The sequence below is a fragment of the Idiomarina sp. genome, from assembly GCF_048260185.1.
In the GTDB taxonomy this organism is placed as follows: Bacteria; Pseudomonadota; Gammaproteobacteria; order Enterobacterales; family Alteromonadaceae; genus Idiomarina.
In genome coordinates, this window is sequence record NZ_JBLXHB010000011.1 from 1 (window position 1) to 12,265 (window position 12,265).

At 47.5% G+C, this 12,265-nt stretch carries 12 protein-coding genes; 3 read left to right on the forward strand and 9 right to left on the reverse strand.

Annotation, left to right across the window (positions count from 1 at the left end):
* Positions 1-250 precede the first annotated feature (250 nt).
* Positions 251-1,516 carry a cation:proton antiporter gene (locus ACN0RF_RS13250; RefSeq protein WP_417439380.1) on the forward strand — a complete coding sequence of 422 codons (1,266 nt, stop codon included), beginning with the start codon at positions 251-253 and terminating at the stop codon, positions 1,514-1,516.
* A 116-nt stretch (positions 1,517-1,632) separates the two neighbouring features.
* Here ACN0RF_RS13250 and ACN0RF_RS13255 read toward each other — a convergent pair whose 3' ends face one another.
* The 9 genes from ACN0RF_RS13255 to ACN0RF_RS13295 all read right to left on the reverse strand — a co-directional run bounded on the left by ACN0RF_RS13255 (position 1,633) and on the right by ACN0RF_RS13295 (position 11,446).
* The gene (locus tag ACN0RF_RS13255) at positions 1,633-2,724 is read right to left on the reverse strand and encodes an AraC family transcriptional regulator (protein WP_417439381.1); all 1,092 of its coding nucleotides are present in this window, start codon (positions 2,722-2,724) and stop codon (positions 1,633-1,635) included.
* Between the two features lie 185 nt (positions 2,725-2,909).
* The gene (locus ACN0RF_RS13260) at positions 2,910-3,881 is read right to left on the reverse strand and encodes a SphA family protein (RefSeq protein ID WP_417439382.1); all 972 of its coding nucleotides are present in this window, start codon (positions 3,879-3,881) and stop codon (positions 2,910-2,912) included.
* A 127-nt stretch (positions 3,882-4,008) separates the two neighbouring features.
* The gene (locus tag ACN0RF_RS13265) at positions 4,009-4,977 is read right to left on the reverse strand and encodes an amidohydrolase family protein (RefSeq protein WP_417439383.1); all 969 of its coding nucleotides are present in this window, start codon (positions 4,975-4,977) and stop codon (positions 4,009-4,011) included.
* A 2-nt stretch (positions 4,978-4,979) separates the two neighbouring features.
* Positions 4,980-6,830, reverse strand: a complete 1,851-nt coding sequence (locus tag ACN0RF_RS13270) for an FAD-dependent monooxygenase (RefSeq protein WP_417439384.1) — start codon at positions 6,828-6,830, stop codon at positions 4,980-4,982.
* Between the two features lie 88 nt (positions 6,831-6,918).
* The gene (gene dmpG, locus ACN0RF_RS13275; RefSeq protein ID WP_417439385.1) at positions 6,919-7,944 is read right to left on the reverse strand and encodes a 4-hydroxy-2-oxovalerate aldolase; all 1,026 of its coding nucleotides are present in this window, start codon (positions 7,942-7,944) and stop codon (positions 6,919-6,921) included.
* On the reverse strand, positions 7,941-8,882 hold the full coding sequence (locus ACN0RF_RS13280) for an acetaldehyde dehydrogenase (acetylating) (RefSeq protein ID WP_417439386.1): 942 nt from the start codon (positions 8,880-8,882) through the stop codon (positions 7,941-7,943). Before ACN0RF_RS13280 ends, dmpG begins: the two co-directional genes overlap by 4 nt.
* Positions 8,879-9,685, reverse strand: a complete 807-nt coding sequence (locus ACN0RF_RS13285) for a 2-keto-4-pentenoate hydratase (RefSeq protein WP_417439387.1) — start codon at positions 9,683-9,685, stop codon at positions 8,879-8,881. Before ACN0RF_RS13285 ends, ACN0RF_RS13280 begins: the two co-directional genes overlap by 4 nt.
* Complete coding sequence (locus tag ACN0RF_RS13290; RefSeq protein WP_417439388.1) at positions 9,678-10,523, reverse strand: alpha/beta fold hydrolase; 846 nt, start codon at positions 10,521-10,523, stop codon at positions 9,678-9,680. The genes ACN0RF_RS13285 and ACN0RF_RS13290 overlap by 8 nt, the downstream gene beginning before the upstream one ends.
* A gap of 23 nt (positions 10,524-10,546) precedes the next feature.
* Positions 10,547-11,446: a VOC family protein gene (locus ACN0RF_RS13295; protein ID WP_417439389.1), complete on the reverse strand. Its 900-nt coding sequence runs from the start codon at positions 11,444-11,446 to the stop codon at positions 10,547-10,549.
* Positions 11,447-11,777: 331 nt separating this feature from the next.
* Between ACN0RF_RS13295 and ACN0RF_RS13300 the strand changes: the two genes are divergently transcribed.
* Both ACN0RF_RS13300 and ACN0RF_RS13305 read left to right on the forward strand, forming a co-directional pair.
* A complete protein-coding gene (locus tag ACN0RF_RS13300; RefSeq protein ID WP_417439390.1) occupies positions 11,778-12,023 on the forward strand; it encodes a hypothetical protein in 246 nt (81 codons plus the stop codon).
* Between the two features lie 33 nt (positions 12,024-12,056).
* The coding region (locus ACN0RF_RS13305; RefSeq protein ID WP_417439391.1) for a uracil-DNA glycosylase family protein at positions 12,057-12,265 on the forward strand (209 nt) is incomplete at its 3' end.

A 12,265-nucleotide genomic window follows, 5' to 3' on the forward strand; every position in this document is an offset into this window, starting at 1 on the left:
TGATTTCCATGATGGGGCCCCAGCGTCAATATGCCGCGCAGTCTAGCATTAATTGCCCACTTACTTCGCGTGTTCACTGTGCTAGATCATGGATTTTTTGTGGTAACGATGTTCATCAATTCACGATGCTAAATAGTCATTAAATAGGTAACATGTGGGTATTCTACGCAACAATCAAACTCTAAGCGCATCATATGGGTTTGACGACGTGTACAGTCACTCCTTAAACCTACACAACGAGAAATCAGACATGGAATCAGCGTCTAGCCTAAGCGTACTGGAAGTAAGCGCTATATTTTTATCAATTACGGCGTTACTGGCCTACGTAAACCATCGCTTTATTGGCTTGCCAACAACGATAGGCGTCATGGTCATCTCTATTGTCATTTCTATTGTCGCGATACTCATGGGGGTTTTAGGCTTTGATCAGCTTATAAATTATGAAGTCAGCTTCCTTGATCAACTTGACTTTACAGAAATACTGCTCGACGGCATGCTTTCGATGCTTCTGTTTGCTGGCGCCCTTCATGTTAACGTAAAAGACTTGAGACGCTATAAACTTCCGATTGGCATTCTGGCTTTTATCGGTACTTTATTCTCAACCGCGATGATCGCCGCGGCTCTGTATTACTTGCTACCTGTTTTAGACCTTAAGCTACCTTTTATTTGGTGCTTGTTATTTGGCGCACTGATATCTCCAACAGACCCGATTGCCGTTATGGGAATATTAGAATCTGCTGGTGCACCTAAAAGCATTGAAACCGTCATCGCTGGCGAATCACTTTTTAATGATGGCATTGGCGTTGTGGTGTTTGTTCTGCTTTTAGGGATCTTAACGAGTGGTGATATCCCTACCGCTGAGTATGTTCTTCACACTTTAAGCGTGGAAGCAGGCGGCGGCATTCTATTCGGACTGACCTTAGGCGCTATTTTAAACTTCCTACTGAAGAGCATCGACAGCTATCAAGAAGAAGTATTGCTGACACTCGCTGGCGTCATAGGTGGTTACACACTTGCAAGTCATTGGCATCTTTCAGGTCCATTAGCAATGGTAATGGTAGGATTAATGGTCGGTAACCATGGACGCACATGGGCAATGAGCGATACCACTCGTCATTACGTCGATTTATTTTGGGAGCTGGTCGACGAAATTTTAAACGCAGCGCTGTTTGTACTCATTGGCTTAGAAATCGTCATGATAACGTACTCAGGTAACTTATCTCTCGCTGCGGGTTTAACCATCTGCGTAGCATTGGCCGCTCGATTAACCGTCGTGGGCCTTACGACAACAACGTTTAAAAAACAGCTCAATCTGCCCAGTGGTGCTTGGAAAGTCTTAACTTGGGGAGGCCTACGTGGCGGCATCTCCGTTGCGTTAGTACTTCAACTACCAGCAGGAACTGAGAGGGATATTTTGCTTACGCTTACCTATGCCGTGGTGGTGTTCTCTATTTTGGTGCAAGGTTTAAGCATTGGCAAAGTCGCTAAAACGTTGCCAATAAACCAAAATAAATAAGATGCCAAAGACGCTTTTTTGACGATAGTGTTTTTTCCAAAGTCGGTCAGTTTAGTAAATGCAGACTGCGCACCTTTATACTCAAGCATAAGATAGCCTGCAAACAGCTCTATCAGTTATACACCAGGTGTCAAAGATATTTTTCCCTTGCGAAAAGATCCTGGTGTACAGCCACACCATCGTCGAAATGCTCGATTAAACGCCGCTTCAGAGCCATAGTTCGAGCGCTCAGCAATCGTAGCAATACTAAGTGATGTATCAATCAACAGTTCACTTGCACGTTTTAAACGTACATGACAAACAAACTGCAACGGAGACATATCAACCAGCTCCAAAAAACGAGCATTTAAAACGGTACGAGAAACCAACGCAATGTCGACCAAGCTCTGTAGTCCCCAATCATTTTCTGGCTCACTCAACACCGCACGCATGACTCGAGCAACCGCGGGGTCATTTAAACCTTTATAGAATGGCTCCTCACCACCCATTTTAGTTGCTTCCGTCAGCATAATTGTGAGAAGCGCCTCGGTCAGCCGCGTCGCCACAGGTTGGGATATAACGCCAGATTTACGCTGGACATTAAACTCATCGAAAATAGCGCTAAGAAACGAACGGTGTTTATTCGCTGCACCTTTCAGTAAAATAGGACCTCGTAGTCCAGACACCAGCGTGCCGGATGTTTCTTGATCGAAAAACATCACAACCATGCGCAAAGCAAATACCTCGCCACCACCGCCGTAGTTTACTTGCTGCCTTAACAATCGTTTTAGCGAAGGATGCCCTTTTGATGCCTCAACATGAGGTTCTACTTGTTGACCAAGTAAATCTCGCAAATCGATACAGGGAGCATCAGGGTCGGAGGAAATGCGATGTTTCATATCGCAGGGAATCAGCAATAAATCCCCTTGGCGAAAATTAATCGCTTTGATACCCAAATCAAAAGCGACATGACAGTCACCTTGATGGGCTTCGTATATCACGAAGGAATCGGCCCCGTAAGCAACATCAACCCCAAACGGTGCTGATAAGTTTGCATGACCAGGAATAACAGCAGAAAGCCGAACCGAACGCAGCAAGTGATCTAGAGTTTCATTGGGCAAATAATGTGTGGGGTTTGAGAGAGACCAAAGCACTCTCTCACCGTATTTAAAGATCCCTCTATCTTGAATTTCTCCTGCGCGCTCATTGGAACGAATTACTCTTGGCATGCAAATTCTCCCAACCATGGATAGCACATGGTTTTCGGTGCTCAACTCATTATAGATAACGAAATAAAGCCAATCAGGGTTTAGACTACGCCTACCCTTCTTTATAAAGCAAGCAATGCGCAATAACCCCTCTGTATTATTACTGCGCACTGCCACTTAAATTAAGCCCATACAGCCTAATTACGTTAGAACACATTCCACCCCATCACCATAACGAGACTGTAACCAGAGAATGTATTTTCTGCGTCGTAATTTGCAGCCGCTTTCACTTTGAGCTGAGAACCAATACTCGGTAGGAAGACACTTGCCACAGGCCCAACTGAACCAGAGGAAAACTTCTTAGAATTCGTTCGAGTGCCATTTGCCAACGTATCACCATCAAGCTGTTTCGCTTGCTGACCCGCAATACCCACTTGCCAGTAGCCGTAGCGCTGCGTAATGGCCCAATCCACATTGACAACGTTGCCTGCTTCAAAATTAGTATCTGGGTTCTCCAGAGGCATAGAGTAGTAAAGTCGTGCGCTGAACTCTGTCCCATCTCCACCTAAAGAATACTCAGGGCCCGTTAGATAGGTCAGCGCAACATTAGGAGAAATAATCCAAGTATTACCACCTGTATTAACCTGCGCATTTTTATCATAGCGTCCGGAAGGCACCGTTACCCCTAACCCTCCCCCTACCGTCAAGCCGTAAGGTAAATGAGCTCGCGAGGGATCTGCTGCTTTGTCGTCCCCTAAATATTTACTCCAGAAAAATACGTCACTGTAGACATCCGAAAAACCTGACCGACAGTTGCGCTGACCAAAACTGATGCAGCGCTGACCATATCCAACCTGTAACGAAGAAGATACTGAGCCATCAAAGATCTTATTTTTATATACATAGTTGAGCCCAACAACTCCTGCTGACGCGTCAAAACTATTATCTATATGAATAGAATTACCATTCACATCCTGATAGCGATCAGAGGTAAATCCTACATAACCCGCCCCCATATACAATCCAGGCTTTGGTGGCAAATAAGCGGACCCCATATCAGAGCCACCAATTGGTCCACCATAAATGGGCGATTCCGCCGCCATTGCATTGGTCATTATCATGCTGGTAGCCAACCAAATGACAACCGGTGAAAATCGGAACAATGTATGTGTTTGCATTAGTATTACCTCTCGACTTGTTATTTTTGTATTAGTCATTTGCTAACAGCCAACGGACCCTTAACCACCAGACTCGACAAGAATGGAGGACATCAAAATACTCTGGCTGGGAATATCAAAAGTTTATCTATTCTGTGATTTGCATCCTCTTTGCTGCTTTTGGAAATAAAGACAAAGCATTACGACCAATCTGTTCAACCTGCTCAGAGCTAAGACCGTTAAACGCTAACAATTCTTGAATATTCGCAATGGCCGTTGATTCAGTCGTACAGGGAGCACCGCAATCTGACCCATAAACCAAATGCTCGGCACTCGTCATGGCCACACCTGCTGATAAACTCTGAGCAGAGCCAGTCATCGCCGTGTCAAGATAGAAAGACGCAAGCTGTGATCGCATTTCTTCCTGATCAATCTGTTCTGGATTGGGGACCCATGACTCATTACCAAGCAATATCAAGCGCCCTGACAGCGCGGGTAGAGCACCACCACAATGAGCTAAAATGAAACGAATCGATGGGTAGCGTTTGAAGACTCCGGCATAGAGCATGTCGACAATGACACTGGCCGTCTGAAACGCCACTTCAAGCAATACTCCAGGACGTCCGCACTGCCCAGGTACTGCATGATTAGGGTGGACAAAGACCACAGCCTCGCAATCATTTAATGTTTGCCAAAGCGGCTCCAAACGCTCGTCAGCCAGACTTACGCCATTGTATTCGCAGTAAACCGCATAGCCATCGGACTCTAGTTCTTGCGCCCGCTGCACCTCATCAATGGCTGCCTTGGCGTCGTCTGTTGGTAACCCTGCCAACAAGCCAAACCGCGTAGGATGCTTTTTCACCAGCTCTGCACCATAACGATTACTCTCTGTAACCAAGGTATGATTTGTTGGGACAATACTGAGCATCTGCATGCCGATCCCCACTCTATCCATATAGGCGAGACGCTCATCAAGCGTCCACTCAGGCGGGGCGGAACCTACCCAGTTATCGCTCTGTAATGACTGCCACATAGCCGTACGCTGCTCCTCTGAGCGAGGAAGGCTAAAGTGGGCGTGGACATCAATCCACGCATCTACCAAGGGAAACTGACTCATGATCAAACACCCACTTGCGCAGTTTGTTTAAGATCCGCCGTAATAGACGTTACAGGTGCGGCTTCTGCTGGATCACGAACACCCAGTATTTCTGTCATCACTGCAGGCAAATCAACCGCACCAGTAGCCGTTTGAGCCCGCCAAGCCACATGCCCATCAGGTCTCACCAACACTCCACCATCAGAATCCGTACCACGCACTTTTGCCCAGTATCGAAGAGGATCCCGCACTGTGCCGAAACGGCTATCGATCTGAATAACGATGACCTGAACACCTGTCAGTTGTTCTGCTGCCTTAGCTGCTTCATACCAGCAACCACCGCCGCGCCCCGTTAACAATACAAACTGACCACGACCAACTAGATCGAGGGTAGAAATGCGGCGTAACCCCTTCTCAATCCATGCATGGGGCAAACGGGCACCAGGCCAGGTTGTCGCTTCATAATTGACATCTGGATGACCACTAACCAATGGCTCTGGACTGCCATCATCAACCCTCGCGCCCGTGCGATAGCGATAACCCAATTCCACTCCTAAAGCATTGAAAGCCGGATCCAACACCTCTTCTTTTAGTTGTTCAAACTTAGCTCGGTGTGTATCTGCTTCTGGACCATCTTCACGGAGCTGCTGCAGCGAGCACTGAATATCTTCAGGATTAGCATTAGGATGAATGCCTAGAAACTCACCATAAAAGCGTCCCCAAAAGCCAACCACTGAATCCCAAGCACGGTTAACAATTTGCTCACCTATTGGCTGACGTTCGGTTTCGTAGCTCTTCAATAAATGTTTACCCGCTTTGCCTTCCAGTATCAATTTCAACTTCCACGCAAGGTTATACGCATCCGCCACCGAGGTATTAGAACCTAAGCCATTCATTGGAGGATGACGGTGAACCGCATCGCCCATACACCAGACACGGCCTTCACCATAGCGTGTTGCCCACATTTTATTCATTGTCCAAGTCGAGACACTTTTTAGACTGATCTCTACCGTACTGTCACCAATGGCTTCCGAGATACGGCGAATAACCGTTTCTTCATCAAGATTAGGATCATGGGCAACACCAGGTGGAAGGGACCACCCAGCAATCCATTCATTCCATGGAGCTACATTCACAAAATTGATACCACTTTGACCGGTTGTCCAATACATGGTGCCTGGGCGGTACGCGACATATCGAGTCAAATCAGCCTTGAACCAGGCATAAATAACAGTACCAATACCTGCATCCGCGCCAACCCCCATATCCCCTTCAAATGGCAGTGCCAATTCCTTGGCAACCATACTGCGAGCACCATCCGAACCAATTAGATAATCTGCTCGAACCTTGTAACTTAAGCCTGTTTGCACCTCGATAACGACCGCATTGATACCCTCGTCATCCTGCTCAAACGACTCCAATTTATGAGAGAACCGCAGATCAGCCACACCGATATCTTCAATGGCTTCGATGAGCACTGGTTCCATGATGTTCTGCGAAATATTGCACATTCCACTTGGGCTGGCCTTGGCATAGCGAGGGGCATGCTCTTCACCAGCGCCCCATGCTTCGGAGCGGAAAACCTCTTTCCCTGCCAGAGTGCTAATCCAAGCATTACTCCACATACCATCCGCGGAGGTGGCTTTTTGTTTAATGGCTTCCTCAATGCCGAGATCACGAAAGATCTCCATGGTTCGCTGATTAGTGATATGAGCACGAGGTGTATGGGCCGCACCAGGGAACATTTCTAATAAAATATGAGGAATGCCATAGCGACTGAGTGCAAGTGATAGCGTTAGTCCTGCAGGACCAGCACCAGTAATTAGTACGGGAGTTCGTACGTCGTACGCTCCCTTAGCGGTAGAATTTTTCATTACCAAGCTCCTGTTCTTTTTTGTTTTTATTGCAACGGAATTTGCTAAAATTTCGATAAATTTTTGTGTAACGAGAATGCCTCACTGGCTATTTTTCTTTTTCCAGATCCAGTGCAACATCGACGATCATGTCTTCTTGACCACCCACCATGCGTCTTCGGCCCAGCTCGACTAAAATGGCTCGTGTATCAACGCCATAATCCGCACTGGCCTTCTCGGCATGTCTTAAAAATGATGAATAGACACCGGCGTAACCTAGGCTAAGGGTGTCTCGATCGACTCGTACCGGACGGTCTTGCAGTGGACGTACTAAATCTTCTGCGGCGTCCATGAGCTCATAGAGATCGGTACCGTGTTGCCAACCTTTGCGCTCAATTGCCGCAATAAAGACCTCCAATGGGGCATTACCTGCGCCAGCCCCCATTCCAGTCAAACTGGCATCAATGCGAATCGCACCTCCTTCCACACCGACGATTGAATTCGCCACCGCCAAGGACAAATTATGATGCGCATGGATACCGCGCTCGGTTTCAGGCTTTAACACCCGGTCATAAGCCTGTAAGCGCTTACGATAGTCATCCATATCCATAGCGCCACCGGAATCCGTGACGTACACGCAATGGGCACCATAGCTTTCCATTAGCTTAGCTTGAGTTGCCAGCGCCTCAGGCTCCGCCATATGGCTCATCATTAGAAATCCGGAAACATCCATACCTAGGTTTCGCGCGGCTTCAATGTGCTGGCGTGAGATATCCGCTTCCGTACAATGGGTTGCTACCCGCACAGAGCGAACGCCCAGTTTGTAAGCACGATGAAGGTCTTCGATAGTGCCAATGCCAGGGATCAAAAGTGTGGTCAGTACCGACTTTTCAAGTACATCAGCCACCGCTTCGAGCCATTCCCAGTCAGTGTGAGCACCAAAACCGTAGTTGAATGACGAGCCACTTAGACCATCACCATGAGCCACTTCAATCGCATCAACGCCAGCATGATCGAGCGCCCTTGCAATGCTCTGTACTTGGTCAATGGAATAGTTATGACGAATGGCATGCATACCATCACGCAATGTCACATCTTGGATGTACAATTTCTTTTGAGTGGGATCGAAGCTCATAAGGCGGCCTCCTTTGTGCGTTCATCAGCTATTTTCTCGGCTGTTTTAAGCGCTGCTGACGTCATGATGTCGAGGTTGCCTGCATACGCTGGTAAATAATGCGCTGCCCCTTCTACCTCAAGAAATACCGTGGTTTTGAGCCCCTTGAACTCACCAAGTCCAGGAATAAGCAACGGCTTATCGACGCCCACAGGTTCAAACTGAACCCGTTGCTTCAAACGATAGCCAGGCACATATTCGCTCACCTTTTCGACCATTTTTTCAATCGCCGCTTCTATTTCCTGCTCACTAGCACCGCTAGTTAACGTAAATACTGTGTCACGCATCAACATAGGCGGCTCGGCAGGATTCAGCACAATGATGGCTTTGCCTTTTGCGGCCCCACCGACTTCCTCGATGGCACGACTTGTTGTTTCAGTAAACTCGTCAATATTCGCTCGGGTACCAGGGCCAGCACTTTTTGAGGAGATAGAGGCAACAATTTCAGCGTAATGCACGGTCGCCACGCTGCTAACCGCCGCAACCACAGGGATCGTTGCTTGACCACCACAGGTCACCATGTTGACGTTAGGTGCCTTGAGATGTTCAGATCCATTCACTACAGGCACCACGTAAGGACCAATCGCTGCGGGCGTCAAATCAACCATGACCTTGCCAGCCGATGTAACAATCTCGCTATGCTTTGTGTGCGCGCCAGCTGACGTCGCATCAAACACAATGTCGATATCTGACCAAACAGAGAGCTTTTGTAGACCCTCAATACCTTCATGTGTGACCGCCACACCAAGCCGCTCAGCCCGACGTAAACCCTCTGATTCTGGGTCAATCCCAACCATGGCGGCTATTTCTAGCACACTCGATTGACGCATTATTTTAATCATCAGATCCGTCCCAATATTGCCCGAACCAATGATCGCTACTTTCGTCATCGTTTTCATGAGCTACTCTCCTCATATGTGAACGACACCTCACCTAGGCCACCAATTTTCGCGACAACAGAATCACCAGGGGTAAGTGACACCATAGGCCCAAGAGCCCCCGTCAAAATCACTTCACCCGCCCGTAAAGGTTCTCCAACTACAGCCAAGGTTCGTGCGAGCCAAGCGGCCGCTTTAAGCGGATGACCAAGGCATGCCGCCCCCGCACCAACAGATGCGACTTCACCATTGATCTCTAACACCATTCCACAGCTATAAAGATCTAAATTGGCTAAGGGCAATTTCTTTTGACCTAGTACATATCCGGCGGAAGAGCCGTTATCCGCCACCGTATCGGCAAAGCTAATTTTCCAGTCCTGAATGCGGCTATCGACAATCTCAAGGGCTGCAACTGCATATTCGGTTGCCTCTGCAATGTCCTCTTCTGTTGCCGAAGGATTAGAGACATCTTTTGCTAATACCAATGCGACCTCGGCTTCTACTCGCGGCTGAATAAGGGTCGAGGCACTCACTCGCCCTCCATCCGCTACGACCATATCGTCAAATAACACACCAAAGTCAGGTTGGTTTACACCAAACTGGCGCTGTACAGCCAAAGAAGTAAGACCTACTTTTCGGCCTATGACAGCGCGTCCTTGGCTTTGCCAGTAACGGGTATTAATCGCTTGAATTGCATAAGCGCCTTCTGCATCATCTGTTGCCAAGCCATCACGCAAAGGGGGCACGGCGCCCGCAACATAGGCATCACGAAGGCGCTCAGCAAACTGTTGATGGGACGCCAATTTGTTCTCTAAATCAGTCATCACCAAGCTCCAAGAAATTATCTACCAAGCTATTGAATTCATCAGCCTTTTCCAGCTGAGCCCAATGCCCGCATTTAGGAAAGACATGCAAACTGGCATTTGGCAGCAAACGCAATAGAATCAAGCTGCTGTCCCAAGGAATGACACGGTCTTCTTTGCCATATATCAAAAGAATGCGGTTTTTCACTTCAGTGGACATTAAGCGCTGCCATAAATCATGCATGGCGTGACCTTTCCATTCGCGCTTTTTCAATAGATCTGGGTGGGTTGCTGCTTTAAAACGTGTTTCCAGTAATTCTGGCGTGATACGGGATTGGTCATAAACCATAATGCGGATAGCCGCTTCTAGTTTTTCTATGGTTGGGCCTTCACCTTGATAAAAATTGGCTAGTATTTTAATGCCTTCTGTCACCTGTGGCGTAAACATAGTCGGAGAACCACCTGGCCCCATCAACACCAGCTGCCCGACTAAATCAGGGCGCGTCATCGCCAAGGTCAGGGAAATGGTTCCCCCCATAGAATTACCAATAAAGTGCGCTTTTTTTATACCAAGACGATCGATCAACTTGGCAAACACCTCAGCATAGAAATTGGTGTCTTGATAGGCGCTCATTGGCTTGTCAGAAGCCCCATAATGGGGAGCATCAAAAGCCAGTACGCGGTATTTTTCGGCCAACACAGGCAGGTTACTTTGGTAGTTACTCCATGCCGAAGCACCTGGACCACCACCGTGTAGCATGATGAGCACTTGTTCACCCACCTCAGTATCGTGATAGTGGATATTAAGTCCGTCGATGTCGATATTGCGTGAAGTAGATTCAAATGTATGGTTTTGCATATTCATCACCCTTTACTGGTTAATTAGTTAGACGCTTTTGAAGGTGGCATGTGGAATTCGTGTCCCCAGCTACTGTTTGTGGGGTAATGAGTGACATGCCATGTTTCATCATCAATTTGAACGCCTCCCCAGCCGATCTCGACCGCCCAGCCCGACGGCGTAAGGACATAGAAAGAAAGCATGTTGTCATTCACATGGCGTCCCAAATCGATAAGAATATGAGCCCCAGCGGCACGCGCACGGCTGTACGCAAAGCCGACCTCATCCAAGGATTGCATTTCCAACATAATGTGGTGCAAACGCGGACCGTGTGTCGGAGCCATGTCAACTAAGGCAAGAGAATGGTGACGCTGATTAACACGCATAAACGAGGCTTCGCTGTTGATACCAGGAATCGTCAGAGTGTCTGTAGGCTTAAACCCCAATACTTGCTGATAAAACGTGTTTTGCTTGGAATATTCACCTGAAGCGAGAACCAAATGTCCTAAACCCTGTTCTTGCGTCACAAAAGGGCGAGCTCCAACCGGCGAGACAAAAGGCTGATTTGATAAGATTGTAGGTCCATAATGAACCTCGATAAGAACGCCATCATTATCGCTAAAGCGAATCATTTCTCGTACCGAAAGAGAGCGTGCTTCTTCCATCGCAACATTTTCGAAAGGAATATTGGCACTTTGCAAAGCACTACGGACTTCATCAAGCCCTTCTCTGCTTCGGCATTCCCAGCCAACATAAGCAACATCATCCTGATCACTTGGGTGAAGAATAATACGACGTTGATGAGAGTCAGCACGTAGCACTAGCGTGCCATCTTCCAACTCCTCTGCAATTTGCAACCCCAAAACTTCCGGTGCAAACTTTTTCCAGGCAGCCATATCGCTCGCGTTAAAACCGATATAACCTAAGGTATCGATGCCCGACATAAAGACTCCTACGACAAGTTATTTTTATTTTTCAGTCGTCTTAGCGACTGTGCCTGTCAATCAGTATGCAACTCGTCTCAACCCTAGGTCATTACCCGAGATACCGTCATTATTGATCGAAATTCAGGCGTTAAGGATCAGAAAACGAGATGAGTTGACGCAAAATAAATCGGCTAAAATACCGCAATTGAAAGATTTCAGAGGGAGTGACAAGGCGCTAAGAGATTGAAGAGAAAGACAGAAAACTATGGACAGTTTGATCTAACCTGTCGATTACTCGACATGCCCTTTAATGCCCTAGCAATACCATTAATGTCGATGATTGAGCTGCGTGCTTGTTTTGCTATTGGGAATCTTAACGAGTTGTGATATCCCTGCGGCTGAGTATGTTCTTCACACTTTAAGCGTGGCAGTAGGCGGCGGCATCTGTGTTGTGTTAGTGCTTCAACTTCCAGCAGGAACTGAGAAGGATATTTTGCTTACGCTTACCTATGCCGTGGTGGTGTTCTTTATTTTGGTGCAAGGCTTAAGCATTGGCAAAGTGGCTAAAACGTTGCCGATAAATAAAGGTAACTAATTTTTTGAGTAAGATGAAAGATGGAGTAAGGCTATGGATAAGGAATCTTTTTCTCAATTACATCAAAACATTCTGAATTGTCGCCAATGTGCCAATGTGCTCCCCTTGGAACCCAAGCCCATTCTTCAGATACACCCCGACGCCAAAGTGTTAATTGCCGGACAAGCACCTGGGCAAAAAGCCCACGATGCGGGTCGCCCGTTCGATGATGCCAGCGGCGATCGTCTACGCCAATGGCTAGG